This window comes from Pseudoalteromonas sp. NZS11_1, assembly GCF_015864275.1.
GTDB classification, from domain to species: Bacteria; Pseudomonadota; Gammaproteobacteria; order Enterobacterales; family Alteromonadaceae; genus Pseudoalteromonas; species Pseudoalteromonas arctica.
On the sequence record NZ_JADYXK010000004.1, the window covers coordinates 1 to 26,871 of the forward strand.

The following is a 26,871-nucleotide window of genomic DNA, read 5'->3' on the forward strand; positions in this document are numbered from 1 at the left end:
TTAAAGTCTCTGAAGGGCCGTTGAAGACTACAACGTTGATAGGCAAGATGTGGAAGTGGTGTGAGCCATTAAGCTAACTTGTACTAATTACCCGTGAGGCTTAACCATACAACGCCAAACGAGTTTTATGTGATAGTGAAACACGCGAAGAAGTTAATATGACTAAAGTAGATATTACTTAAAGAAAGACTTAAAAAATATTATCAGATATTTTCCAAATTCAGTTAGTGCGTAGCGATACGAATTAACGCCCAAATTTGCTTGGTGACAATAGCGTTTTGGACCCACCTGATTCCATGCCGAACTCAGTAGTGAAACGAAACAGCGCCGATGATAGTGTAGCATTTGCTATGTGAAAGTAGGACATTACCAGGCTTCAAATTGTAGAAAGCCCGAATCTAATGATTCGGGCTTTTTTACGTCTGCAGAAAAGTAAAATGTGCACAATTAACACACACTCACATCTACACGCATCACGTAGGGCGGGCGAGCATAGCGACTCCCGACGCTAGAATCACAACAAAAATCCTCAATACCCCAGTCGGCCAATACAGTAGCATTTGCTACGTGACTTTCTACTGCTGTGGGCACTATGACATTACACAAGCTTCACATTGTAGAAAGCCCGGATCTAACGGTTCGGGCTTTTTTACGTCTGCAGAAAAGTGAAATGCGCACAATTAACACACACTACATCAACACATATCACGTAGGTCGGGCGAGTGCAGCGACTCCCGACGCTAAAATCATGAAAAATATCCGCTCAGCAATGAGTGCGCATCATTTTAACTATGACTCTCCACCGCTGTGGGCACTACGACATCATCAGGTTTTAAATTGTAGAAAGCCCGAATCTAACGATTCGGGCTTTTACGTCTGCAGAAAGTAAAATGTGAGCCAATAACGAAAAATCTAAACCATAACATCATCAAGTACTTACATTAAATACCTTCATGATCTAACTAAACCCGAAAGGTTCGCGTTTTAAAAGTGTAGTAAAGTTAAATGTAGGTGAATAGCGTACAACTCACTCAACTATCTTATTCATATTTAATCTTTTTTACTTTCTATAAAAGCTAATTACTTTCATTTCCTTAGATAACAAATTTAATTTTGCTTTGTTACTGTCTTTGATTTAGGATCAAATCAGTTTAAAACCAAGAACTAACAGCCTGTGTATAGATTATTAATTAGCGCCATATCCATTTTATTTTGTTTTTCTGCGTCGGCAGTTGAAGTAACTGATCTATATCAAGATATTTTAAAAGTGGATGACAAAACACGAGACACTCGATTAGCTGCGAGTCGTAAAGCTTTGCTCAATGTTTTAGTGAAAGTAAGCGGTGATGAAACCGCGGATCAAAATAAATTAGCACAGCAACGCACTAAAGATATTTCTGATTATATGCTTAAGTTTGAATATGACGAGAGAGCAAATGGACAGTTGAAACTTGTTGTTAAATTTGAAGCTCGAAAGATCAATGCGTTAATCAAAGAGTTAAACTTACCTTTATGGGGAGTACAACGCCCGTTAGTCGCAATATGGTTAGGTATTGAAGACAATTGGCGCAGAGAATTAGTAACACAAGAAAGTTACCCGCAATTAGAGCAGTTAATTTATGACAAAGCAGGACGCCGTGGTCTGCCTGTCGTTGTGCCATTACTTGATTTACAAGATAGACGTTTAGTAGGTATTCCTGAGGTATGGGGTAACTTTTCAGAACCAGTAGAAGAGGCCTCTAGACGCTACAGTGCTGAGCGAAGTATTACAGCAAGAATGTATAAAGAAGCGGATAGCGAAAATTGGATTTTAGATTGGCGTTTTACTAATGATGATCAATTTGATTCAAATAGATTAACGGGCGATAAGCAGCAAATAGTGAGTCAAATGATTGATACCTTAGCTCGAGGCCTTGCAAGCGAGTACGCTATTGATCCAAATGCTTATTATGAACAAGCCGCGGCCACGCTAACATTAAAAGGCACGCAAAGTTTTGTTGATGTTGAATTAGCAAAGCAAAGATTATTGAACTTAAGCGTTGTTACGCAAGTTAAAATTGTTCGTAAAACACCAGAATTTGTAGAATTTAAACTAAACCACACTGGTAATCTAAGTGATCTTAAAAAAGGGCTAGGGTTAGACTCCTCATTTAAAGATTATGAGGATCCACGCGCTTTTTATCATGTTGTTGATAAAAATAGCTTAGAGTATCAATGGATAACGCCATAATGCTAACTTCTGAGCCGATGCAAATGGCATTACCGGTTACCTTGCCGGATGACGAAACATTTGCATCGTACTTTGGTGGGGAAGATTCGTTAGAGGTTAACCATTTAAAAGATAGCTTTTCGAAGTTAGCTAAAAAGTTTCAGTATACTTATTTATGTGGGTTAGGTGATTCGGGTAAGTCTCACCTTTTGTATGCAACCTGCATTAAAGCACAAGAGCGTGGCCTATCTAATATGCTGCTGTCTATGCGCGAAGTAATTGACTTTGGACCTATGGTATTAGACGGTTTAGAAGCACTTGATGTTCTATGTATTGATGACGTGCATTTAGTTGCAGGCAATGATGCATGGGAAAAAGCACTATTCAACTTTTTTAACCGGTTTAACGAACCCGGAAAAATGTTAGTAGTAACTGCCGATTTACTTCCTAGCATGCTTAATATCTCGCTGCCTGACTTAGAGTCTCGCTTAACGTGGGGAACAACCTTTCAAATTCGTTCTATGAGTGACGACGATAAAGCACAAGCACTTGTTAAGCGCGCTCATATGCGCGGCCTTGAATTAAGTGATGAGTGTGCACGCTTTTTACTAACCCGTTTAAGCCGTGATATGCGTGCTTTATTAGATGTACTCGACAAATTAGATCATGCATCTATGGCAGCACAGCGAAAATTAACTATTCCTTTTATAAAATCAACGTTAAAGCTGTAGTAGGTCTAGAATCTAGACCCTTCTTTCAGTTATCATAAGCTATTATCAGAGCGTGTTTACCTTTCCTGATTGGAATTTGTTTAACTTAAGAGTGCTTTAATCGCGTCGTGAGGGCTTTAGCGTAGTATTTATATGCGAAACCCGAACAACAAAGAACGTAGCCTCCGAGATAAACACTTCAAACTGCATGTGTTTGGTCTTTATTTAGCGTTATTGCATCACTTATGTAGGAAACTACAGTCCAATGCTTAACCTTATTTAATAACCAACCACACTGTTGTAAAGCAATCTTGAAAGGCCAACACGCTCTTAAGCAATCACCTTCTGTGAAAGATCAGGTATCGAATGAACTTAGAAAACATATTAGCGCAAGCACTTGAGGCGGTAGCCAGTGCCAGTGAAATAGCGCAGTTAGAAGATATCAGGGTTAATTACCTTGGTAAAAAAGGCGAAATCACTAGCTTACTTAAAACGTTAGGTAAAATAGCACCTGAAGAACGTAAAGAAGCAGGCCAAGTTATAAACCAAGCTAAACAAGATGTACAAGCTGCTATCAACGAAAAGCGTGAGTTGCTAGCAAGTAAAGCACTTGAAGAAAAACTAGCTGCTGAAACTATAGATGTAACTCTACCAGGGCGTGTTATGCCTACTGGCGGTTTACACCCAGTTACGCGCACTATTGAGCGCATAGAAAGCTTTTTCGGTGAGTTAGGTTTTGAAGTTAAATCTGGTCCAGAAATCGAAGACGATTTTCATAACTTTGATGCGCTAAATATTCCAGAGCACCATCCAGCACGTGCTGATCATGATACCTTTTATTTCAATCCTAAATTAGTACTACGTACACAAACAAGTGGCGTGCAAATTCGTACTATGGAAACTGAGCAGCCGCCACTGCGCATTATTTCACCTGGACGCGTATACCGTAACGATTACGACCAAACACATACACCTATGTTCCATCAGGTTGAAGGTTTAATGGTTGATACCGATGTTAGCTTTACTGAGCTAAAAGGTATTTTGCATGATTTTTTACGTAACTTTTTTGAAGAAGATATGGAAATTCGTTTCCGTCCTTCATTCTTCCCATTTACAGAACCTTCGGCTGAAGTAGATGTTATGGGTAAAGACGGTAAGTGGTTAGAAGTACTAGGCTGCGGCATGGTACATCCAAATGTACTTAAGTCTGTGGGCATTGACCCAGAAAAATACACCGGCTTTGCTTTTGGTATGGGTGTAGAGCGTTTAACTATGTTGCGCTATGGCGTAAACGATTTGCGTGCATTTTTCGAAAATGACTTAAAATTCCTGAACCAGTTCCGTTAAGAGTGAAACAATAAAATGAAATTTAGTGAAAAGTGGTTAAGAGAGTGGGTTAATCCTGCTATTGATACGCAAGCTCTTTCGGAACAGCTTTCAATGGCTGGTCTAGAAGTTGATGGCGTTGAGCCTGCTGCTGCCAAATTTAATGGCGTAGTTGTAGGTGAAGTTGTTGAATGTGGACAACACCCTGATGCAGATAAACTGCGCGTTACCAAAATTAACGTAGGTGGCGATGAGCTACTTGATATCGTGTGTGGTGCACCAAATTGTCGCTTAGGTATTAAAGTTGCCGTCGCAACTGTGGGCGCTGTGCTTCCTGGTGACTTTAAAATTAAAAAAGCCAAACTACGCGGTCAACCTTCAAACGGAATGCTATGTGCTTTTGTTGAGCTAGGTATTAGCGAAGAAGGCGACGGCATCATGGAATTGCCAAGCGATGCACCAGTAGGCACTGATTTACGTGATTACTTAGGGCTTGATGATAATATTATTGATGTTGATTTAACGCCAAACCGTGGCGACTGTTTAGGTATTAAAGGTCTAGCACGTGAAGTAGGCGTTTTAAATAGTATTGACGTAAATGTATTAGATATCCCAGCTGTTACACCAACAATTGACGATCAAGTATCAATTGAGCTAGTTAATGAAGATGCATGTCCTCGTTATCTTGGTCGTGTGATAAAAGGCATTAACCTTGACGCAGAAACACCGCTTTGGATGGTTGAAAAGCTACGCCGTAGTGGCGTACGTTCGATCGATCCAGTAGTTGATGTTACTAACTATGTATTACTTGAACTTGGTCACCCTATGCATGCATTTGATTTAAGTGCGATTGAAGGTGGTATTAAAGTACGTAGTGCAAACGCAGGCGAAGAACTTGTTTTACTAGACGGTAACACCGCTAAATTAAACGACACAACACTTGTAATAGCCGATCATAACAAAGCACTTGCAATTGCAGGTATTTTTGGTGGTGAGCAATCAGGTGTTACAGATAAAACATCTGATATATTACTTGAAAGCGCATTTTTTAATCCTGTTGCAATCGCAGGGCAAGCACGTAGCTACGGTTTACACACTGATGCTTCACACCGTTATGAACGCGGTGTTGATTTTGCTCTACAACATGATGCAATGGAACGTGCAACAGCACTTCTTCTTGAGATTGTAGGTGGTCAAGCAGGCCCTGTAGTTGAAGCTGTTGCGGCTGACAAATTACCAAAAGTGACTGAAGTACGTCTCCGTCGTGCACGTTTAGACCGTGTTATTGGTCATCATATTGAAGATGCTAAAGTAACAGATATTCTTACGCGTTTAGGTCTTGATGTTAAAGTAGAAAATGAAAGCTGGAGTGCGGACGTACCAAGCTACCGTTTTGATATTCGCATCGAAGAAGATTTAATTGAAGAAGTAGCACGTGTTTACGGTTACAACAGCATTCCAAATGTTGCACCAACTGCAAAACTTAAAATGACGACACATAACGAAGCAACTATTGCGCTTAGCAAGTTCCGCAATACGTTAGTGACTCGTGGTTACCAAGAAGCAATTACATATAGCTTTGTAGACCCTAAAGCACAAGCTATTTTACACCCAGAGTGTAAAGCAATGGTATTACCGCATCCTATTTCAATTGAAATGTCAGCGATGCGTGTAAGTTTAATGCCGGGTTTATTAGCGTCTGTAGCGTATAACCAAAATCGCCAACAGCCTCGTATTCGTTTATTCGAACATGGTCTTAAATTTATAAGCGACGAAAGTGCAGAAAATGGTGTTTACCAAGTACCGGTTATTGGCGGCGTTATTACGGGTCTTGTAAATGGTGAACATTGGGTTGAAGAAAAACGTAACGTTGATTTTTACGACCTAAAAGGTGATGTTGAAGCCTTACTTGCAATTACTAATGACGTTACTCGCTTTGAAATTAAAGCCGAGCAGTCAGATGGACTTCACCCTGGTCAATCAGCTGTAATATATGTTGATGGCAAAAAGGTTGGTTTTTTTGGTGCTTTACATCCTCAAGCTCAAAAGTCGTTAGATATCAACAACGCAACTTTTGTTTTTGAAATTGAAATGTCAGCAATAGAAAAAAGAAATTTACCGCAAGCAGAAGGGGTGTCTAAATTCCCTTCAAATCGCCGCGACATCGCGATTTTAGTGGCAGACAGCGTTAAATCTGGCGACATTTTAAGTGTGATCGAAAAAGTTGGCGGAAATCAATTGGTTGACCTAAACTTATTCGATGTGTATAAGGGCAAAGGTATTGAGCCAAATTATAAGAGTTTGGCGATTGCTCTAACACTGCAAGCGGTTGATAGAACACTCGAAGAGAAAGATATCAATCTAGTAGTTGATAACGTGGTGGCCGAATTGGCCGAACAGTTTAATGCATCGTTGAGGGACTAGATATGGCGCTTACTAAAGCCGACATAGCTGAACACCTATTTGAAAAGCTCGGGATCAATAAAAAAGATGCCAAAGATTTAGTTGAAGCGTTTTTTGAAGAAATCCGCTCAGCGCTAGAAAAAGGCGAGCAGGTTAAGCTCTCTGGATTTGGTAACTTTGATCTTCGAGACAAAAAAGAAAGACCAGGCCGCAACCCGAAAACAGGCGAAGATATTCCTATTTCGGCACGTCGCGTGGTGACTTTTCGACCAGGTCAAAAGCTTAAAACCCGCGTAGAAGTGGGCACAAGCAAAGCAAAATAAAAAAAGGCAGCGTAAGCTGCCTTTTTATTTGCCTGAATAACCTAGTTATTAAATTATACCAACCTGCATAAATCTTTGATCAATTTAACGAATTAAATTGCACTATAACGTCGTTAAAAATGTTTTATTTAGAATAACTAGATACAAAAATTTTTGCCTAGTTCTAGCGTAATTTCCTTAACGTTAAATAGACCCCATATATAAGCAGATTGGTATTAGGTTATTTTTGCGATTATAAATTAAAACTCTCGAGGAGATACAAAATCACCTGCCATTATTTGCTGAAATGTTTGCTCTGCAAGTACATCTAGGCTGTCTAAGCTTTTACCATTCGTTATTAATTGCTGCTCAATTTCAAACACGTCAATATTTTCAATCCCCGACATTTGCGCTACTTTGGAAAATATATATGCATGCTTAAATTTATCATGTTTATAAAAAAGACTAATAAGTGATGTATACACTTCAGGATTCGGTACGTTGTCTTTTTTATTGAGCTCTAAAGTTTTATAAAGCAAATCGATGGTTTTTTCATCGTCGAACTTAATATAGTACGATGCTAAAAAAAATTGCATTTCGGCACTTTGCGTTACACTTTTGTCATTTTCTATCGCCAATAATTTAGTCAGTGCGTTTTGGTTATTATTTCGTGACCATTGGTAGTAGAGCAAACCTGGATGGTTCGTATTTTGGGTATCTTGGTATAACCGAGTCATTTCTTTAATGCTCGTTAATTGACCGTCAATACGTGACGTTTTTTTAGCTTTTAACTTAATATGTTCAATTTTGGCAGCCACAGTTATACATTGGTTATAGGATTCAAAGTCTTTGAGTAATTGGTATTTATTTTCATCAGTAGGGTCTTTGTATTCTATGTAACGTTTGATAATTACATCAGAACGCTCATCCTTGCAGTGGCTGTCTTTGTTTAAGTCGCTACAAAAGCCAGGTGTTTCTTTGCACACTTGTGCGAGTGTTAACGCCTCTTCACACCCTGTCAACGTTAGCAAACCCAATAGTACACTTGCTTTTTTAAGCATCCCTTAACCCCAAATGAATATCTACCTTGTTATTCTAACGCAATCATTTAACGCCTAACAGTAGAGAATAACTTCAGATTAAATTAGAATAGCCCTGTCTGAAGTGCATTACTCTCAAAATATAGTGCATTTTTAAAGGCTATCCGTTCAAAATGATAAACTTAGGTAAATAAAATGACCTCATCTCACGAGTTAGAATACACAAATAGTTGGCAAGAGCGCCAAGATTACGCAGAAAGCATGCAACCAATCATTGGTAAACTTTACCGTAATCGTGGTATCGAAATCGCTGTATATGGCCGTCCTCTCGTAAATGCCAGTACTATCGATATTATCAAATCTCACAAAACCGTTGCTCAGTTTGAAGGCACTAAATTACGTTTGCGTGAAAGCTTCCCATTTTTAGAAGCTATCAGCAAAATGGAATTAAACTCTGCACGTATTGATATTGGTAAGCTTGCATATAGTTATTTGTTCACTGAAGCTGCAAAAGGCCGCTCAGTAGAAGAATTTGTAAAAGATGAACTTGCAGAAATAGCTGACTTACCAGCGAAAGAACCACGCGATGTTGTATTGTATGGTTTTGGTCGTATTGGTCGTTTACTAGCGCGTTTATTAATTGAAAAATCAGGTCCATATTCAGATTTACGTTTGCGCGCTATTGTTGTGCGTGGCGGTAAAGAGGGTGATCTTGAAAAGCGTGCAAGCTTACTGCGTCGTGATTCAATTCACGGTCCATTCAATGGCTCAATCACTATTGATAAAGAACGTAACGCAATTAAAGCCAACGGTAGCTACATTCAGGTTATTTACGCTAACTCTCCTAGCGAAATTGATTACACTCAATACGGTATCGACAATGCATTAATTGTTGATAACACCGGTATTTGGAAAGACGAAGCGGGCCTTGGCCAGCATCTAGAGTGTAAGGGCGCTGCAAAAGTATTATTAACAGCTCCTGCAAAAGGTAATATCAAAAACATCGTATATGGTGTTAATAACAAAGATATTTTACCTGAAGATAAAATTGTTTGTGCAGCAAGCTGTACAACCAATGCAATTACACCAACGCTTAAAGCACTAAACGATAAGTTTGGTATTAATAATGGCCATGTTGAAACTGTACACTCGTACACGAACGATCAAAACCTTATTGATAACTACCACAAAGCAGAGCGCCGTGGCCGTGCCGCAGCACTTAACATGGTAATTACTGAGACAGGGGCTGCAAAAGCGGTTTCAAAAGCATTACCAGAGCTTGAAGGCAAATTAACAGGTAACGCAATCCGCGTACCTACACCTAATGTGTCGCTAGCTATTTTGAACCTTAACTTAGCAACAAGCACATCAGTTGAAGAGCTAAACGCATTTTTACGCGATACTGCACTTCATTCAGACTTACGTGACCAAATTGATTACACAGCATCAACGGAAATTGTTTCTACCGATTTAGTCGGTAGCCGTTACGCAGGTGTTGTTGATTCACAAGCAACGATTGTTGAAGATAACCGTATTGTTTTATATGTATGGTACGACAATGAGTTTGGTTACAGCTGCCAAGTAGTTCGTTGTATGCGCGATATGGCCGAAGTGTCATTCCCAAGCTTACCTCGCTAATTTATTTGCAGTGACTTAAAAGCCAGCATGTTGCTGGCTTTTTTGGTCGTGTATTATTTTTAAAGCGTATGCCTTGTGATAGGCTTTAATTAAGAAAATGCACATTCGTTTTACTATTTACAAAATAATGTCAGTTCTGTGAATTAATAAGCAGATAAACTTATTCAACCTAAAGGTTTTTTTCATGAAAATCAGCAGCAATTTCGACAGTGGTAATATCAAAGTTATTGAAGCCACCGATCCTTTAAATATTCAATTAGAAATTAATAAAGATCACCAGTCTGAATTTTATCAGTGGTTTCACTTTCGTCTTGAAACAACGCCTTACCAATTGCATAAGTTAAATATTAATGAGCTTGATAAATCAGCTTACCCAGATGGTTGGGAAGGGTATCAAGCCGTTGCATCATATGACCGCCAAACATGGTTTCGTGTACCATCAAGCTATGAAAATGGCACATTAAGCTTTGAAATTGAACCAGAGTGCGGCAGCGTGTATTTTGCTTACTTTGCCCCATACAGTTACGACCGCCATTTAGATTTATTATCTTGGGCACAAAGCCAAGGTGCTTGCCAATTAATAACACTTGGTGAAACACTCGATGGCCGCGATATGAGTGTGCTTAAAATTGGTGAGCCAAGTGAAGATAAGAAAAATATCTGGATCACAGCACGTCAACATCCAGGTGAAACAATGGCCCAATGGTATGTTGAAGGTCTACTGCACAAACTTCTTGATGACGAAGACCCACATGCAGCTGCGCTTCTATCAAAAGCAGTGTTTTACGTTGTGCCAAATATGAATCCAGATGGCAGCGCACGCGGGCATCTCCGTACTAATGCTAAAGGCGTTAACTTAAACCGTGAATGGCAGACACCAAGCATGGAAAATAGCCCTGAGGTTTACCTAGTACTAAATAAAATGCGCGAAGCTGGCTTAGATATGCACTTAGATATACACGGCGATGAAGCTATTCCGTATAACTTTGTGGCAGGCAGCGAAGGTATTCCAAGTTACGATGCTCGTCTTAAAGGCCTTGAAGATAGCTTTAAAGCTGCGCTTTTAACTATTACTCCAGAGTTTCAAGATGAGCATGGCTATCCAAAAGATGAGCCCGGCCAAGCTAACCTTACGGTAGGTTCATCAGCTACTGCTGAAGAATTCAAAGCATTAACGTACACAATTGAAATGCCATTTAAAGACAACAACGATTTACCTGATCCAGACTATGGCTGGTCAGACCGTCGTTCGTATCAATTTGGTCAAGATACGTTAGCGGCAATTGTTAATGTTGTTGATAATTTAAGATAAAACATTTATTTGAAGGGTATCAATAGTTTTGATGCCCTTTTTGCTTTTAGTAAAACCCCTTTTACAAAAAATAATAATCATATAGCAACTTCACTCCAAAACGTTTTTAACGTTTCTTCGCCGCGTATCATCACCGTATCGGTACAAATCAATCTACTTTCCTTTAAATACTGCTGATGCAGTGCCTTGCAATAGCTACGTAATTAAATATTTTGAAAATTAAGTGTTAACAAAGTTGGGGTACTTAAGTTAAGATTAATTAAATAATGAGTCGGGACGGGAGAGGTAAAACCTTATTTCGTGAAACTTATGTTGCGTAGTAGCTAAAGCAGAGTCTCGTAATTAAAAATAATAAATATAACTATAGAGGATATCCATGGAAGCTTTTGTAAGCGCTGTTAATGATGTTGTTTGGAGTAATGCACTCATCTATTTATGCCTAGGCGCAGGCTTGTTTTATTCAGTATTAACTCGATTTGCTCAAGTTAGACATTTTAAAGAAATGTGTAAGTTATTATTTAGTCCAAACACGTCTGATAAAGGTATTTCATCTTTTCAAGCCCTTGCAGTATCGTTGTCTGGACGAGTCGGTGTTGGTAATATCGCAGGTGTTGCAGCAGCTATCGGTTTTGGTGGACCAGGTGCTATTTTTTGGATGTGGGTTGTTGCTTTTCTAGGTGCAAGTACCGCATATGCAGAATCTACTTTAGGCCAAATTTATAAAACAGAAGAAAACGGGCAATATCGTGGCGGCCCAGCGTATTATTTTGACCGTTGTTTAGGGCAAAAATGGCTAGCTGTTTTATTTGCTGTTTCGGCAATTATTGCATGTGGTGTTTTTCTGCCAGGCGTACAAGCAAATGCGGTAGGTAATGCATTTACTCAAGTGTTTGGCGATGGCAATATGGTTTCTACTAGCTTTGGTGACGTAGGCAGCTTTAAATTGGTCGCTTTGGCAATTATCCTTATTGTTTTGGCGTTTATTATTTTCGGCGGAATAAAGCGTATTGCGAACTTTACGCAAATAGTAGTGCCATTTATGGCGCTTGGTTACATAGTATTGGCACTAATCGTAGTATTTTTAAATTTAGATAAAGTGGGTGATATATTTTATTTAATTATTAGTGATGCGTTTACTGCGCAGGCCGGTTTTGGTGCTGCTATTGGTTGGGGCGTTAAACGCGGTATATATTCTAACGAAGCAGGCCAAGGTACTGGGCCTCATGCAGCAGCCGCTGCAGAAGTTGATCACCCTGCTCAACAGGGGTTAGTACAAGCTTTCTCTGTTTACGTTGATACCATCTTTGTGTGTACTGCAACAGCATTAATGATTTTAATAACGCAGCAATACAATATTGTGGGTGAGTTACCAGCAGGGCAATTTATTGTTCAAAATGTTGATGCAGCCACTGAAGTGGGTTCAGCAGCCTTTACGCAAATGGCTCTATTTAGTGTATTTGGTAGCTTTGGGCAGGCATTTGTTGGCATCGCATTGTTCTTCTTTGCTTTTACCACAATACTTGCTTATTACTTTATTGCAGAGACTAATATTGCTTACTTAAATCGTTATTTTAAAGGCAGTATTCCGCTTGTTATCGTGAAGTTTGTGATTATGTTTATGGTTGCATACGGCATGGTAAACAATTCAGGTTATATCTGGACTATTGGTGATATTGGCGTTGGCTTAATGGCCTGGATTAACATACTAGGTATTTTAGCTATTTTCTTCGTAGCTAAGCCTGCTTTGTTATGTTTGAGCGATTATGAAGAACAGAAGAAAAAAGGCGGAAAAATCATATTTGATCCAGTTAAATTAGGCATCAAAAACGCCACGTTCTGGGAAAAACGCTTAGAGAAGCAGTCAAAAGACGCAGAGTAATTAAACTTGGTGGGCAACTTAGAAAATTATCGCCCCAAAATTAGTTATTGGTTTGAATTCAAAAAAGACAACGAGAAATAAAACAAGTACAATAAAGGCGCCGAAAGGCGCTTTTTTTATGCGTAGTATGGAGAGAAGTATGGCGATTATTCGTTGCCCAAAATGTGCAAAATCAATTTCAGATAAACATAAGCAATGTCCGCATTGCGAAAGCAACATTGCAGAGCTAAACGACGAGCAAGTTTTGCAACTTCAGCGCGAACAGCGAATTAAAAAAAAGCAGATGTTTATAAATCACTCCTTTTTGGCGCTTATCTTATTTTTAGGTGGTTTTTTCTGTTTGTACTTTTTACAACCGCAAGAAAAAACGCTTCAGTGGTATGCTTATACTGCGGCTATTGGCGTAGGGTGTATTTGGTATCTTATAAACCGAATTGTTTTAGTGACTCTAAAAAAGAAAAAATGACATGAATATCGACAATCTTGTACAAAATATTACTCCCGAATTATTCGAACGCTTACAATACGGTGCATCAACTGGCAAATGGCCAGATGGTACCGTTCTATCAGACGAGCAAAAGCAACAAACAGTGCAGTTGGTTATGTTGTATCAAGCAAAAGTGGCTCAATCAAACGAGCAATTTACGATTGGTGCTAATGGTGAAATGATCCAAAAGACAAAAGCTCAACTACAAAAAGAATTTAAATCAGACAACGAAATAGCTAGGTTTAGTGAACATGATCTTTAAGCACCTTTTTACACCGAAATGGAAACACCCTAAGCAACAAGTACGTCTTGATGCTATCGAAAAATTAGACATTGAACGTGATGCAACCATATTAAACACGTTAGCACTTGAAGACAGCTCAGCTGAAATACGCCGCAAAGCACTACAAAAAGTAAACGAGTTACCACTTTGGTGGAAAGCGTATAAACAAGATCAAGCATTAAAAGATATAGCAGAGCTTCAAATATCTAATGCTGTTTTAAATAGCGAAAGTGCACTAACACCGCAAATTAAAAACGAATACATAGAGCGTTTTGCACCCGTTAAAACACTCGAAAAGTTAGCGTTTGCAGAAAAAGAACTGCAAGTACGCGTTAAATTATTAAAACGTTTAGCAAATCCAAAACTAGTAGAAAAAGCATTTAAAGAAGGTAGCGAAGAGCTACAAACTCAATTAGTTGAACTTGTTATTACCCATCAATTAATTAAGCCATTAGTAAAGCATGCAAAGGATGGTGCAAAAGCAGCACTTGAAACGCATATTGAAAATGAGCGTTTAGCAATAGAAATGCCACTGCAGGTTGAAAGTGCAACACGTGTTATTTTAGCTAAGTTAAATGCTTTACGTGAAAAAACAGATTTTGGTGTTGTAAATCCACAAGCCGGCGAATTAATGGCCCAGTGGCAAGCACTTGAGCTCAAATGGCTAAGTGATGAGCGTGTTAAGCTTCTTGACGAAAAATATATTTCGATTACCACTAAGTTAGATGCACACATTGAACAGCTAAAAGCGATACACGACAAAGAGCAGCAAAAATTAGCGCTACAACAGCGCCAATTGCTAGCGCTTGCAACTGTTGAAGCGTTAAGTGAAGAAATAGAAAACGCCTTACAGCTAGGCCTTGAAACACCAGAGCAAATTCAACAAGATTGGCTTGATGCAAAAGTAGCGCAAGCTAAGCAAGCTATTAGCGAAACAGAACTTGCTAATAATACGCAATCTAAACTGGCTGTAAGCAAGTTAGAAAAACTATTTACTCAAGTTGCTAAATTACCTGAGCTAACAACGGCTATTAAAGAGTACAAAATCGCTTTTTCAGCATTATGCGAAATTAAGCCAGCAGAAGATTTAGCGCAATACGATGCAACTCTAACTGAATTTAATAATGGTTTTAAAGCAGCGCGTAGTCATTTAAATATTTTAGATGGTGCACTGCAAAGTACGTTTAAAACACAGTTAAATACGCATAAAAAGCAATTTTTAGCACCTATGAGTGAGCTAGTTAAGCCACTTGAAAAAAACCAAAGCCAAGCAAAACGCAAAGCTCGTGATGTTAAACGCCTAATTGAAGAAGGTCGTTTTAATGTTGCCTTTGGCGTGTTTAAAGGGTTTGAAGAGTTATTTAATACACTCACTGAGCAATATCAACAGCCGCTTGTAAATATAAAAGCGGAACTTGAAGCGCAACTTGCAGATGCTAAAGATTGGCAAAAATACGCTGCAGCACCAAAGCGTGAAGCTTTATTAGAAGAAGTAAGTGCATTAGTAAGTGAAGAGTGTACTGACCCACAACAACGCGCAGAGCAAGTAAAAGTGCTACGTAAGCGTTGGAATGAGTTAGGTCGTTTAGATATAGATGAAGAAAAGCAACAAGGCGTGCAGTTTGATGAAAAAATCGAGCTGTTATTTGCACCTTGTCGTAGTTACTTTGCAGAGCAAGAAGTACAACGCGAGGCCTCAAAAGCACAACGCGAAAGTATTATTAGCGACATGCACGCGCTTCATTTACAGCCTACGGCTGAGGATGACTTTGATTGGAAGCAATATGAAAGCCAATACAATCGTTTAAACAAAGCGTGGCGCAGTGTAGGTAAAGTTGATCCTAAAACATACCGTACACTAAACGATCGTTATAAAAGCGAGCAACAACAAGTACTGGCTTTATTAAACGCATTTCATAAAAGTAATGCCGTACTTAAAAATGAATTAGTAGAAAAAGCGCAGCAATTATCACAAAGCGATGATTTAGCCGCTGCGTGCCAAGAGTTGAAGCAAATGCAGCAGCAATGGCAAACAATTGGTTTTGCAGGTTTAAAAGCTGAAAATGCGTTATGGCAAAAATTTCGTCAATTTAACGATGAAACATTTACTAAACGTAGTAGTGAATTTGAGCAGCAAAAACTTGATCAAAATGAGTCAGATAAACAAGCAGTTGCAGAACTTGCTGAGCTTGAAGCAGCACTTAGCGATGTAAATCAAAGAGCACAGTTGCACGACCTAGAAACAAAAGTGAAAGGGTACACGCAATTTAGATCGTTAGCGCCAAAAGTAACTAAGCTACTAGCAGCTATTGACGATAAACTTGTATTGCTTACAAGCAAATCAGAGCAAGCTAATCTAGATGCGTTAATTACAGCACTTGAAAACAATGAAGCGTTACCAAGTCAGTATCAAGCACCGCTTAAAACAGCATTAAATACAGATCAACTTATTACGCGCATGGAAATATTAGCGAACGTAAGTTCAACTGATAAGTCACTTAGAATGGCAGAACAAGTAGCCATGTTAGATGACAAACATCGTGGCGAACATGCTGATTTAAACTATTATTTAAAACAGTTATTAGCGCTCAGTGACGGTTCAGTTGAACCTGACACACTAACGCGACTTAAAGCGACACTTGCAGCTTAATACACTAAAACCAGCGTAATATATGCTGGTTACTATTTTAATAAGCCGCTTTAATAGCGGCTTTTTTATGTACCACTAATTTATAAACAAAAGGGTTCTCATGAGAATTTTAGTTATTATTGCAGCGTTATTTTTAACTGCCTGTAATACCACGCAAGGCATATCAGTATATTCATTTACTAACTCTGAGGTTGAGTCTGTACTGGGTAAGCAATTACCAAAGTTAAGTGAAAAAGTAAGCTTAATGGGTTTACCGGTTCAGTTTGATGTAAACGACTTAAGTGTTAATATTGGACCTGATAACCGCGATGTTGTTGTGCTTGGTGCCGATTCAAGCGCTGAAATTAATGCATTTGCACTTAAATACCCTGTGCGTTTAAAGCTGCAAATTGAAGGTAGCCCATTTTACGACAGTGAGAAAAAAGCAGTGTTTTTACGTAATATTAAATTACTTGATTCGAGTGTAGATGCCGGTGGTTTTAAAGGTAATTTAGGTGCGCTTGATAGCCAAGCAATGGATGTTATTAATGCTTTTTTAGCGGTTAACCCTGTTTATACCCTAAACATGGACGACCCTAAAATGATGCTACTCAGTAAACTTCCACTTGATATGAAAGTGGTTGAAGGTGCAATTAAGCTAGTACCTCGTCTATAAGTAGATCTACCTACTTACAATATACGTATTAATTAGCCTGACTTTCAGGCTAATTAGGTTTTAATATTATGGCGGCTCCTCGTACTGTTCCCACTTCTCGGCTTTCTCGCTTTGCAAAATTAGGCTCACTTGCCACAGGTGTTGCTACCAATATGTTAGTTGATGGCGCTAAGAGCGCGCTAACCGGTAAAGGTTGGGATAATAAAAGCTTGCTACTACAACCTAAAAATATTGAAAAGCTAGCCACACAGCTATCTCATTTACGTGGCGCTGCAATGAAGCTCGGGCAATTACTTTCAATGGATGCCGGTGATTTACTTAGTCCTGAATTGGCTCAGTTACTTGCTTTACTGCGCTCAGATGCGAATCCAATGCCTCATAAGCAGCTTGTTGAGGTGTTAAAAGAGCAATGGGGGGATGAGTGGCTAGCGCGCTTTTCTCATATTGAGTTAAGGCCTTTTGCAGCGGCTTCTATAGGGCAAGTTCATTTAGCTTATAAAGAAAATGGCGATCAGCTTGCTGTTAAAATTCAATATCCTGGTATTGCAAAAAGTGTGGTAAGTGATGTAGATAACGTTATTTCTTTATTAACGATTTCTCGATTATTGCCAAAAGATCTTAATATTAAACCACTTATTAGTGAGGCTAAAGCGCAGTTATTAGCTGAGGCTGATTATAAGCGGGAGGCTCAGTACTTAATACGTTATAAAAATGCACTAGCAAGTAATCCCCACTTTAAAGTGCCTAACGTATATCCAGAGCACAGCACACAACAAGTACTTACTATGGAATATATAAAAGCAGAGCCCATTGAGAGCATTACAGAGCTACCTGATAGTCAAAAAAGCTTTGTTGCAGAGCAGCTCATTGATTTATTTTTTAAAGAAATGTTTGAATTTAAATTAATTCAAACCGACCCTAACTTTGCCAACTTTCATTATCAGCTTGATACACAAAAAATTGTTTTATTTGATTTTGGTGCAACGCGAGAAATATCAACCGAGCTTAGCCGCGCTTATTTAGCTTTATTTAAAGCGGGTAGTGAAAACAACAGAGAAGGTGTACTTAGAGCGGCTTCACACATTGGTTATTTTAAAAATGACTTATTTGATGAGTATAAAAACAACGTCATTGATTTATTCTTAATGGCGTGCGAGCCACTGAGAGCAGAAGGGGAGTTTGATTTTAAAAATAGCGAACTCGCGCTCAAAATTAAAAATGCAGGGCTTGCTCTTAGTGGGCAATCTCAGCAATGGCATACACCGCCCGTTGATGCGCTATTTATTCACCGAAAACTTGCAGGACTTTACTTAATAGCCGCAAGGCTAGGTGCAAAAATAGATGTAAAAACGCTATTTCAGCACTATTTATAGCGTTTTAATTTACACGTAAGTGCATTTTAAGTAATGAGTGCACTTAATGTATAAAATTGCCATAATGCTCGCGATATTTCGCGAGGTACATTTATGATAAAACAATTTTTAAACGATCCTAAATTATTGCTAAACGCAGTAGGTGAGGGCATATACGGTTTTGACCTGTCGGGTAATGCGGTGTTTGTTAATCCTGCCGCTGAGCGCATGACAGGCTGGCGAGCAGACGAGTTATTAGGTAAAAAAATACACCAATATCATCACCATACTCATGCTGATGGCACACCTTATCCCGCTGATGAATGCCAAATTTACTGCACCATGTTTGACGGAAAGCGTCGTGAAGTTAAAAATGAAGTTTTTTGGCGTAAAGACGGTAGCTCATTTGCAGTGGAATACACCTCAACACCGGTTTATAAAAATGATGAGTTAATTGGTGCTGTAGCGGTATTTCGCGACATATCACTGCAACAGCAAACACAAAATGCACTGCAAGAGGCACTTGAGCAAGTAAAGCATTTAAGTGAGCAGCTAAAAGATGAAAACAACTACTTAATTGCAGAACTTAACGAAGATTGGCAAGACTCAGGGCTAGTTGGACAAAGTCATATATTTCAAACCATGTTAGATCAAATAAAACTGGTGAGTGAAACCGACAGCACAGTGCTTATACTTGGCGAAAATGGCACGGGTAAAGAATTAGTAGCCCGTAATTTGTATCGACTAAGCAAGCGTAGCGAACAAGCCTTTATAAAAGTAAATTGCGCCGCATTTACCCCAAGTTTGCTAGAATCGGAACTTTTTGGACATGAAAAAGGCGCGTTTACAGGTGCAAATGAACGCCGTAAAGGGCGTTTTGAACTTGCTGATAAAGGCACCTTGTTTTTAGATGAAATAGCAGAGCTTCCACTTGAGGCGCAAAGTAAACTACTTAGAGTCCTGCAAGAACAAGAGTTTGAACGTGTAGGTGGCAGCAATACGCTAAAAGTAAATATTAGAGTGATTGCAGCGACTAACCGCGACCTGTGGGAAATGGTACAAAAAGGCACGTTTAGAATTGATTTGTATTATCGGCTTAATGTATTTCCTATAAAAGTACCCGCCCTTAAAGATCGAAAAGAGGATATTCCTTATTTATGCGCTAATTTAATTGCGCAGATAAATAAACGACTGGGTAAACACTTAAAAGGGCTAAGTAAAAAAGCAATTACACAGCTGCAAGCCTACAATTGGCCAGGCAATATTAGAGAGCTGCAAAATGTACTTGAACGCGAAGCTATTTTATCTAATCAGGCTGTACTTCAGCTAAGTCAGCCTTTGCAAGCGGGTGGTAAAGTAGTTATTAACCCTTCACTTACGCTTGATGAGGCCCAAAAGCAGCATATAACCTCTGTTCTCGCGTTATCGCACTGGCAAATATCAGGTGATAAAGGGGCAGCAGTTAAATTGGGCTTACCTGAGAGTACACTACGCTCAAAAATGCGAAAGTTAGGGATTGCTAAAAATTCGTGATATATCGCGCAGCGCGTTTAATATCGCGAATTTTATTTTACTGCGTTGAAATAAACTGTTTAATATCAATTATGTAGATAAAGTTTCAGCTTGGTCTGAAAGTTGCAAATACTTGCATAATACCCGTCATTATGAAGCAAGTACTATGAAGTTTGATATTAAAGAAGAAGACATGATCATTAAGCCCTATAACACCGAAGGGCCAATTTATATCCGCGAGCAAAAAGGATTTTTTCAGCGCATACGCCGTAATTTAGGTTGGCTGTTAATGCTAACTTTTATTGCAATACCGTGGATCCAATATAACGGACAACAAGCTGTGCTGCTTGATGTGGCAACGCAAACTTTTACTATTTTTAGTCTAACACTCCTTCCTCAAGATTTTATGATTTTAGCCCTGCTATTTATGGTGGGGGCTTTTGCATTATTTTTTGTAACTAACTGGCTTGGTCGGGTTTGGTGTGGTTATACGTGCCCGCAAACTATATGGATGCTCATGTTTTCGTGGGTAGAGCAACGCATAGAAGGCACTCGAAATCAGCGAATTAAATTAGATAAATCACAGTGGACGCTAAGCACTTGGCGCAAAAAAATAACTAAGCACAGTGCGTGGATTATTATTTCAGTTTTAACCGCCACCTCGTTTATGGCATATTTTATTCCGGCAAAAAGTTTGTATATGGAAATGCTTACGTTTGAGTGGTCAGGTATAACGAGCTTTTGGGTGTTTTTATTCGCTTTTTGTACTTATGGCAATGCAGGGTTTTTACGCGAAAAAATGTGCACTATTGCTTGCCCGTATTCTCGTTTTCAGGCTGTTATGTTTGATAAAGATACGTTGCTTGTTACATATGATAACGAGCGAGGTGAAAGCCGAGGACCACGTAAACGCAAAGCTGATCTAAAAGAGCTTAACTTAGGTGACTGTGTAGACTGTAACTTGTGTGTAGAGGTATGCCCTGCAGGAATAGACATTCGAAATGGATTGCAATATGAATGTATAAACTGTGGCTTATGTATTGATGCCTGCGACGATACCATGGAAAAATTTGGTTACGAAAAAGGCTTAATTAAATACGCGAGTGAAAAACAAATGGAAGGTAAAAAAACCAATCCATTTAGATTAAAGCTAGTAGGGTACGGCGCATTAACAGCTTTGTTAATCATTTCTATGTTTGCATGGATGCTGCAACGTACACCAATAGAAGCCTCAGTACTACGAGATAGGAATGCTCTTTATAGAGTGAACTACGAGGGCCTTGTAGAAAACCCTTATACACTTACTATTATTAATAAAACGCAGCAAGCACTGCATTACAGTATTGCCATAGAGGGTTTGCCAGGGGCTACGCTCTCAAGTCCGAGAGCTACGCTTGTACAGCCTGGGACGATGAAAAGAGTCCCCGTTACTGTAACAGCCGATGGTTACGATATTGAGCGTAAAGTGAGTAAGTTACAATTTATTGTAACAGCGCAAGAAAACGCCAGCATTACGATAACCAAAGACAGTCAGTTTTATAAAAACTAAGATTGATAAAGCAAGGTCAATTATTTTATATCAGTTGGCCTTGCTTACTTTTTAAGTTGTGAGAAATAAACTGTTTAGCGCTATCTAAATCGGTAAATAGGCACTCACTAAAATTAACGTTTCTTTTTGCACACTCTAAAATGCGCTTCATTTGATTTATAGCGATAGCTGATGTGAGTACAAACGCGCTACTTAGGCAGTTGTTTGCTTTCATTAAATGGCTAATATCTATCATTTCTTTTTCTGCCTCAGGCGTTGCAGCCAAAACATCAAAAGAATCACTAATATAGGCCCAAGGCTGATTTTTGAGTGACTTTATTTTTTCGCATAGTTCAATTTTAAACGCACGAAGAAGCCCTGAGGTGATGTATCCCGAAAAGTGAGCGATAACAACGTTATTTTCAGTATAGAGGCTTACCTGTCCATATTTGTTTTTAAACCCCAATGTATACTCCTTGAATTTGAGGGAAGGCTAACCTTATACCTTTAAATTCAATAAAACCAGTTCTTTTGGGTTGTTTTTTGTTATCAGGTTGTTTCTTTTTTTTGCGGGTACTTAATTTAATGAGTACCCGCTCCTGAACAGTGGTTAATCTTTTGTAGAGGTTGTAATGTAATTTAGCGCGCTCGTTATAACGGCTACTTGTGCCAAAATACATTCTTCATCGGTGGCTGTTGGGCTATCTGGGTACACTTCTGTAGTAGTTACATAGGGTGCATCAGTAAAGCCCATACATAAACCTAAATCGCGTGCTGCATAGTTAATCACGCCAAATTGCTCTTGAGGTACGCCTATTAGCTGGTTATTTTCATCGCTCGGTGCAATATGAGTTACCTTTGCAACGCTTTCTATAATGACTTTTTGAAACTCCGGCTCAGGCTTTTTGGTATCTGCAACTAAATAAAACCCGTCAGGTATGTTCCAGTTAGTATTTGTAGTGCCTTCACGCGCAGCGAGTGCGGGTCTAAATTCACTGTTATCGCTATCTGTTGTTTCGTGTAAATCAATATGAGCGATTAAGTCAGTACCTAATGATTTTACAAACGCCATAATAGCGGCTGATTCTTGAGCTGGGCTACCCTCGTAAAATGAGCGATTAGGATCAATAGCGTCTGGGTTCCAGCGGTTTATAGTCTCATATCCCCAAGGGCTAATGCAGGGGGCAACAATAATATTAAACTGTTCGCAATATTGCATAGCCGATGTTTTAGCAAACCTAAGTGCGCCATGTACGCCACTGGTTTCGTAGCCATGTACACCACCGGTGATTAAAACAGTTGGTTTATTAGCATTAAAGTTAGGCGTTTTTAATATATATAATGGGTAAGTGCCAGCGGTGTAATTAAGCTCGCCGTATTGCTCTATATCTAAGGTGCTCTTAAGGTCATTAATTAGCGTTACGACTTCGTTTTGGTAACTGCGTTTAATGTTTTGGCGTGTTAACCACTGGGCTTTATCGTTGTTATTCCATTTTTGTCCAGATGTGCCAATAGGGTATGTGCTGTTAGTCATAATAAACCTTTATATCAATTGTTATTAGCTTTCCTATAAATAAGGAGGGCAATTACAATTGGTAGAGTTACTTAATAAAGGCGTAGCTTAACGCTGAGTAAATTAGCGTGCAAATTAAAACGTTAAAGTCATATTTTTTATAGCGCGCGATTGCTGGGATTTAATATAGCTTTGGTTTGCGTATTCACCCGAAATACTACCGAATCGATCGCGTTTCACACTAATTGTTAAATCACACGCTTTACTTTGATCTACTTGCGAGCTGCTAAACATATCTAAACTTTGCAGATCTATTTCAAGGCGCGAAGTGTTAAGCGCAAAAAACGTTGATTGTAAAAGTGTTTCATTATTATTGTTAGTGCAGCTACTGCTAAGTTCTACTTGGCTAGTACTATTAGGATCAGTGCCATCTAACTGAACTGTAAGGGGACTATTAATATCAAAATTTTGATTGTTACTCGGGGTTAAAATAATAAAATTTAAAGGCAACTCCACGCTCGAATTAGCATTTATACCATCGTCCCGTTTAAATTTTATATCAAACTGTTGGTTATCGTCAGTGGCATTTATATACGCTTGGTAATCAACGTCTAAAAAGTCGGTATCTTTTGTAAGTACAATAGCAGTGCTATTAACAACAGCTTGTAATGAGTCGCTATCGCTTAAAACAATGTTAGAGCCATTAGCATCGCCTGCATTTAGTTCTGCGTTAACACGCGTGCGGTTACCGTCAGAAACTAGTTCAAAACCTGCCCAAATACCTTTTGTTTTTATTAAATCCGACTCTGTTTCTGACGTGCAAGCGCATAATGCTAAAATTAAAGCCGTTGTGGTAATGCATTTTTTAAGCATGTTAGCTCCTTTAAGCCACTTAATTAGGCAGTAAGTAATTGTTTAATTAAGAATAGTTTTTACAATTATATGCCGTGGCCAGTTTGTATTTGTGCATTGTTACACAACAAGGGGCTTGTAAATGTTTAGATTTGTTAATGGTTGTAAATAAAACATTAAATCCTAAGTTTTAAAAACCAATCCACTATTCAAATTGCTTATTAAATAAACACTAACTTAGCGCTAAATTTATTATAAAAGAGTGTGTTACAATCAATTAAAGCATATTTTCATATTGAGTATTATGGCGCAGTATATTGCTACTCCAAGTTGGCTAGGCCGTTTTTTTACCCGTATTGAACACGTAAGTATTGAACAAGAGCGCCTTGTTGTACATTTTAGACGTGCTCCCGCACGAACATTTTTAATTAAAGACTTTTATAATTACTCAATACTTAAAAATCGTTTATTTAGTGCCAAAATTAATTTGTGCGACAGCAGCAATACATCAATTAGCTTTTTAAACAAAGCACAAGCGAACACTTTAAATACTGCCCTTAACACGCAATTTTCAGCCCTGCTTGAGCAAAAGGTAAATAACGCAAAGATTTCGCTCAAGCGTTATGCTTTAGATGAGTTTTTACGTGATAGTTCCATAAAAACACTTAACAATGATGTGTTTTTGCTTACCAAGCAGTACGCTAAAAGTACAAGTGTGTGGCAACAACACTTATCGCCAAGTAGTATTAAATTTTTAAATATACTGAGCACTACACCCAATACTCACGATGCAATTGCACAGTTGCGCCATAAATATGAAAAAAAACAACTAACTCTTAAAAATGACTTTTTTAATCAAGTAGAGTCAAACCCATTAACAACAGAGCAGCGCTTAGCGGTAATACGCGATAACGATAAAAATTTAGTATTAGCGGCAGCAGGCACAGGTAAAACATCTGTGATGGTAGCAAAGTCTTTAGATTTAATAGCATGCAATATTGCCAAGCCTGAGCAAATTTTGGTGCTGGCCTATAATAAAACAGCAGCGAATGAGCTTAAAGAGCGCTTTATTAAACGCGCCATGCATACAAAATTGCACACCAAAGCACCCACTATTTTAACGTTTCATGCGCTTGGGCTTAAATTATTACAAAGTGCTAAAAAGCCAATCGAATTATCAAAATTTACAACTGACCCAGTTCAATTAAATAGTTGGTTAACTGGATGGGTAAGTAAAAAAATACAAACCGAACCACAGTTTTTAAAAGCATTTATAGATTTACTCCATGAGCCGATTGATATATTTAGCTTTAAAGATAATGCACAGTACGAGCGATACATACGCGATAACGAATACCGCAGCCTTGCTGGTCATAAAGTAAAAAGTTATCAGGAAGTGCTTATTTCAAACTGGCTACATTTGAATTGCGTACCGCATAGTTATGAGGTGAATTATCACTTTAGCCAAGGCGCAGAGCTAAGTGGGCAATATAAGCCAGACTTTTATATACCTCAATACGATATTTACTTAGAGCACTTTGGCATTGATAAGCAAGGGAATACTCGTGCCGATATAAATAAAAAACACTATAACGAGCAAATTGCATTTAAGCGCAAACTGCATAAACAAAATGACACCACGTTACTCGAAACCTTTCATTACAATTGGGTAGAAGGAAAGCTAGAGCAAACCCTCGCAAAGCAATTAAAGCAGCATAATGTTGAATTAACACCTTTAAGTAACGATGAAATATTTCATACATTAAATAACTCAGGGCAGTTACAGCAAGGGATTGATAAGTACATAAAATGTTTACAAGTTATTCGGGTAGAGCAATTAAGTAATAAGCAAATATCACAGCGCATTAAGCAAAGTGGTATTAAAAATTACCAGCAATATGCAAACTTGTTAGTGCAAATTCATGATGCTTATATAAATGAATTAAACGCGCAAAGTGCCATTGATTTTGACGACATGATTATTCAAGCAACAAAGGCGATAGTAAGCGGAGATTTTAATATTGTGTGGAGCCACATTTTAGTTGATGAGTTTCAAGATATATCAAGCGCGCGTATGGCTTTTTTAAGTGCCATATTAAAACATGGTAACGGAATACGCTTTACTGCTGTTGGTGACGACTGGCAAGCAATTTATCGGTTCTCGGGTGGTAATTTAGCGCTTACTACGCGCTTTAATGAGTTAGTGGGTAGCCACTCACTCACTATGCTGCAAAAAACATTCAGATATAATAATAGCATTAGCGATGTAGCTGGGCGCTTTGTAATGCAAAACCCTGAGCAATATAAAAAGCAGATCAGCACACATACAAAAGTAACCACACCACAAGTTATTTTATTAGACGATTTATACCAAGGCACTAAATCGATAGAAATAAAAGTACAGCAGACTATAAGCACGATTCAAAAAAATGATGCATCAGCGTGCATTGCCATACTTAGTAGATATAGATACATGTTAAATAGCGTGCAGCAGCATTTAAAAGATAAAAAGCATACAAACACTCTTTATTTTTGGACATTGCATAGTGCCAAAGGGCTTGAAGCCGATTACTGTATTATTATTGGTTTTGAACAAGGTAAATTAGGGTTTCCTAGCGATAACCAAAATAATGTGCTGGTGGAGGCGCTATTACCAGAGCAAGATGAATTCACTCACTCAGAGGAAAGGCGTTTGCTTTATGTCGGTATTACACGCGCTAAACATAAAGCGTATTTAATTGCAGACCCTTATGCATGCTCAGCGTTTGTAAAAGAATTAGTAAATGACAATTATCCCATTCAAATCGCTTCAACGTTATTTAATAAGTCGCAACTAAAGCAAAGAGAGTGTAGTACGTGCAGCGACGGTTTAATTGTGCCAAAAACGGGTCAATATGGTGATTATTATAGTTGTACTAATACGCAAATTTGCGAAACTAAATTACGAGTGTGTAAAAGCTGTAGTGGCCCATCGGTTGATAAAAGCACGCACTCACAATGTGTGAATGCACAGTGTAAAACGCAGCACCCAATTTGTGAAAAGTGTGGTCGCGAAATGCGTAAACGCAAATCTAAGCACGGTGAATTTTTAGGGTGCAGTGGTTTCGCCCTTAAAGAAGATAACTGTAAAAACACTCGAAAAATAAATGCTTAACGGCTTACAATTAGGTTTACACCTGTCTATTTTATAGAACAATGTAAATAGAAATTATATTCATTT

Annotated in this window: 20 protein-coding genes and 2 rRNA genes; 18 read left to right on the forward strand and 4 right to left on the reverse strand. The window is 38.6% G+C overall.

Annotated elements, in window-relative coordinates:
• The 7 genes from I6F44_RS04795 to ihfA all read left to right on the forward strand — a co-directional run.
• Positions 1 to 108 (forward strand): 23S ribosomal RNA (locus tag I6F44_RS04795); the annotation flags it as partial.
• A gap of 152 nt (positions 109 to 260) precedes the next feature.
• Positions 261 to 375, forward strand: a 5S ribosomal RNA gene (gene rrf / locus I6F44_RS04800).
• Positions 376 to 1,174: 799 nt separating this feature from the next.
• Positions 1,175 to 2,230, forward strand: a complete 1,056-nt coding sequence (locus I6F44_RS04805; protein ID WP_010554011.1) for a DUF2066 domain-containing protein — start codon at positions 1,175 to 1,177, stop codon at positions 2,228 to 2,230.
• Positions 2,230 to 2,940 carry a DnaA regulatory inactivator Hda gene (gene hda, locus I6F44_RS04810; protein ID WP_007580342.1) on the forward strand — a complete coding sequence of 237 codons (711 nt, stop codon included), beginning with the start codon at positions 2,230 to 2,232 and terminating at the stop codon, positions 2,938 to 2,940. The genes I6F44_RS04805 and hda overlap by 1 nt, the downstream gene beginning before the upstream one ends.
• A gap of 345 nt (positions 2,941 to 3,285) precedes the next feature.
• Positions 3,286 to 4,266, forward strand: a complete 981-nt coding sequence (gene pheS, locus I6F44_RS04815) for a phenylalanine--tRNA ligase subunit alpha (RefSeq protein ID WP_002960692.1) — start codon at positions 3,286 to 3,288, stop codon at positions 4,264 to 4,266.
• A 15-nt stretch (positions 4,267 to 4,281) separates the two neighbouring features.
• Positions 4,282 to 6,669, forward strand: a complete 2,388-nt coding sequence (gene pheT / locus I6F44_RS04820; RefSeq protein ID WP_197173363.1) for a phenylalanine--tRNA ligase subunit beta — start codon at positions 4,282 to 4,284, stop codon at positions 6,667 to 6,669.
• A 2-nt stretch (positions 6,670 to 6,671) separates the two neighbouring features.
• Positions 6,672 to 6,971, forward strand: coding sequence for an integration host factor subunit alpha (ihfA, locus tag I6F44_RS04825; RefSeq protein WP_002960690.1), 300 nt, complete (start codon positions 6,672 to 6,674; stop codon positions 6,969 to 6,971).
• A gap of 239 nt (positions 6,972 to 7,210) precedes the next feature.
• Here ihfA and I6F44_RS04830 read toward each other — a convergent pair whose 3' ends face one another.
• Entirely contained in the window at positions 7,211 to 8,011 is an 801-nt protein-coding gene (locus I6F44_RS04830; RefSeq protein ID WP_197173364.1) for a DUF2989 domain-containing protein, read from the reverse strand.
• Between the two features lie 174 nt (positions 8,012 to 8,185).
• Between I6F44_RS04830 and I6F44_RS04835 the strand changes: the two genes are divergently transcribed.
• The 10 genes from I6F44_RS04835 to ccoG all read left to right on the forward strand — a co-directional run bounded on the left by I6F44_RS04835 (position 8,186) and on the right by ccoG (position 21,307).
• Entirely contained in the window at positions 8,186 to 9,628 is a 1,443-nt protein-coding gene (locus I6F44_RS04835) for a glyceraldehyde-3-phosphate dehydrogenase (protein ID WP_010554014.1), read from the forward strand.
• A gap of 184 nt (positions 9,629 to 9,812) precedes the next feature.
• Positions 9,813 to 10,940, forward strand: a complete 1,128-nt coding sequence (locus tag I6F44_RS04840) for a M14 family metallopeptidase (RefSeq protein WP_010554015.1) — start codon at positions 9,813 to 9,815, stop codon at positions 10,938 to 10,940.
• A gap of 376 nt (positions 10,941 to 11,316) precedes the next feature.
• Positions 11,317 to 12,819, forward strand: coding sequence for an alanine/glycine:cation symporter family protein (locus I6F44_RS04845; RefSeq protein WP_010554016.1), 1,503 nt, complete (start codon positions 11,317 to 11,319; stop codon positions 12,817 to 12,819).
• A gap of 139 nt (positions 12,820 to 12,958) precedes the next feature.
• Positions 12,959 to 13,285, forward strand: a complete 327-nt coding sequence (locus tag I6F44_RS04850) for a hypothetical protein (protein WP_007580349.1) — start codon at positions 12,959 to 12,961, stop codon at positions 13,283 to 13,285.
• A 1-nt stretch (position 13,286) separates the two neighbouring features.
• Positions 13,287 to 13,568: a YeaC family protein gene (locus I6F44_RS04855; protein WP_007378333.1), complete on the forward strand. Its 282-nt coding sequence runs from the start codon at positions 13,287 to 13,289 to the stop codon at positions 13,566 to 13,568.
• Positions 13,558 to 16,239 (forward strand): DUF349 domain-containing protein, encoded by a 2,682-nt coding sequence (locus I6F44_RS04860; RefSeq protein WP_197173365.1) that lies wholly within the window; start codon positions 13,558 to 13,560, stop codon positions 16,237 to 16,239. Before I6F44_RS04855 ends, I6F44_RS04860 begins: the two co-directional genes overlap by 11 nt.
• 100 nt (positions 16,240 to 16,339) lie before the next feature.
• Positions 16,340 to 16,894, forward strand: a complete 555-nt coding sequence (locus tag I6F44_RS04865) for a DUF1439 domain-containing protein (RefSeq protein WP_002960677.1) — start codon at positions 16,340 to 16,342, stop codon at positions 16,892 to 16,894.
• A 68-nt stretch (positions 16,895 to 16,962) separates the two neighbouring features.
• Positions 16,963 to 18,267, forward strand: a complete 1,305-nt coding sequence (locus I6F44_RS04870) for an ABC1 kinase family protein (protein ID WP_197173366.1) — start codon at positions 16,963 to 16,965, stop codon at positions 18,265 to 18,267.
• Between the two features lie 93 nt (positions 18,268 to 18,360).
• Positions 18,361 to 19,779 (forward strand): sigma-54 interaction domain-containing protein, encoded by a 1,419-nt coding sequence (locus I6F44_RS04875; protein ID WP_197173367.1) that lies wholly within the window; start codon positions 18,361 to 18,363, stop codon positions 19,777 to 19,779.
• Positions 19,780 to 19,924: 145 nt separating this feature from the next.
• Positions 19,925 to 21,307 (forward strand): cytochrome c oxidase accessory protein CcoG, encoded by a 1,383-nt coding sequence (gene ccoG / locus I6F44_RS04880; RefSeq protein ID WP_197110727.1) that lies wholly within the window; start codon positions 19,925 to 19,927, stop codon positions 21,305 to 21,307.
• A 25-nt stretch (positions 21,308 to 21,332) separates the two neighbouring features.
• On the opposite strand, the gene I6F44_RS04885 is transcribed toward ccoG, so the two are convergent.
• From I6F44_RS04885 to I6F44_RS04895, 3 genes are all read right to left on the reverse strand, one after another.
• Positions 21,333 to 21,752 carry a hypothetical protein gene (locus I6F44_RS04885; RefSeq protein ID WP_169060058.1) on the reverse strand — a complete coding sequence of 140 codons (420 nt, stop codon included), beginning with the start codon at positions 21,750 to 21,752 and terminating at the stop codon, positions 21,333 to 21,335.
• A gap of 144 nt (positions 21,753 to 21,896) precedes the next feature.
• Positions 21,897 to 22,820, reverse strand: coding sequence for a M14 family metallopeptidase (locus I6F44_RS04890; protein WP_197110728.1), 924 nt, complete (start codon positions 22,818 to 22,820; stop codon positions 21,897 to 21,899).
• Positions 22,821 to 22,934: 114 nt separating this feature from the next.
• Positions 22,935 to 23,672, reverse strand: a complete 738-nt coding sequence (locus tag I6F44_RS04895) for a hypothetical protein (RefSeq protein WP_197118173.1) — start codon at positions 23,670 to 23,672, stop codon at positions 22,935 to 22,937.
• 283 nt (positions 23,673 to 23,955) lie between these two features.
• Between I6F44_RS04895 and I6F44_RS04900 the strand changes: the two genes are divergently transcribed.
• Complete coding sequence (locus tag I6F44_RS04900) at positions 23,956 to 26,805, forward strand: UvrD-helicase domain-containing protein (protein WP_197173368.1); 2,850 nt, start codon at positions 23,956 to 23,958, stop codon at positions 26,803 to 26,805.
• Positions 26,806 to 26,871 lie beyond the last annotated feature (66 nt).

Bases quoted from the DNA above. Each gene is read 5' to 3' on its own strand.
- I6F44_RS04835 (WP_010554014.1), top strand. From the start codon at position 8,186: ATGACCTCATCTCACGAGTTAGAATACACAAATAGTTGGCAAGAGCGC.
- I6F44_RS04865 (WP_002960677.1), top strand. From the start codon at position 16,340: ATGAGAATTTTAGTTATTATTGCAGCGTTATTTTTAACTGCCTGTAAT.
- I6F44_RS04830 (WP_197173364.1), bottom strand. From the start codon at position 8,011: ATGCTTAAAAAAGCAAGTGTACTATTGGGTTTGCTAACGTTGACAGGG.
- I6F44_RS04900 (WP_197173368.1), top strand. From the start codon at position 23,956: ATGGCGCAGTATATTGCTACTCCAAGTTGGCTAGGCCGTTTTTTTACC.
- I6F44_RS04855 (WP_007378333.1), top strand. From the start codon at position 13,287: ATGAATATCGACAATCTTGTACAAAATATTACTCCCGAATTATTCGAA.
- I6F44_RS04860 (WP_197173365.1), top strand. From the start codon at position 13,558: ATGATCTTTAAGCACCTTTTTACACCGAAATGGAAACACCCTAAGCAA.
- I6F44_RS04895 (WP_197118173.1), bottom strand. From the start codon at position 23,672: ATGCTTAAAAAATGCATTACCACAACGGCTTTAATTTTAGCATTATGC.
- hda (WP_007580342.1), top strand. From the start codon at position 2,230: ATGCTAACTTCTGAGCCGATGCAAATGGCATTACCGGTTACCTTGCCG.
- I6F44_RS04875 (WP_197173367.1), top strand. From the start codon at position 18,361: ATGATAAAACAATTTTTAAACGATCCTAAATTATTGCTAAACGCAGTA.
- I6F44_RS04850 (WP_007580349.1), top strand. From the start codon at position 12,959: ATGGCGATTATTCGTTGCCCAAAATGTGCAAAATCAATTTCAGATAAA.
- I6F44_RS04845 (WP_010554016.1), top strand. From the start codon at position 11,317: ATGGAAGCTTTTGTAAGCGCTGTTAATGATGTTGTTTGGAGTAATGCA.
- ihfA (WP_002960690.1), top strand. From the start codon at position 6,672: ATGGCGCTTACTAAAGCCGACATAGCTGAACACCTATTTGAAAAGCTC.
- I6F44_RS04870 (WP_197173366.1), top strand. From the start codon at position 16,963: ATGGCGGCTCCTCGTACTGTTCCCACTTCTCGGCTTTCTCGCTTTGCA.
- I6F44_RS04840 (WP_010554015.1), top strand. From the start codon at position 9,813: ATGAAAATCAGCAGCAATTTCGACAGTGGTAATATCAAAGTTATTGAA.
- I6F44_RS04890 (WP_197110728.1), bottom strand. From the start codon at position 22,820: ATGACTAACAGCACATACCCTATTGGCACATCTGGACAAAAATGGAAT.
- pheT (WP_197173363.1), top strand. From the start codon at position 4,282: ATGAAATTTAGTGAAAAGTGGTTAAGAGAGTGGGTTAATCCTGCTATT.
- ccoG (WP_197110727.1), top strand. From the start codon at position 19,925: ATGAAGTTTGATATTAAAGAAGAAGACATGATCATTAAGCCCTATAAC.
- pheS (WP_002960692.1), top strand. From the start codon at position 3,286: ATGAACTTAGAAAACATATTAGCGCAAGCACTTGAGGCGGTAGCCAGT.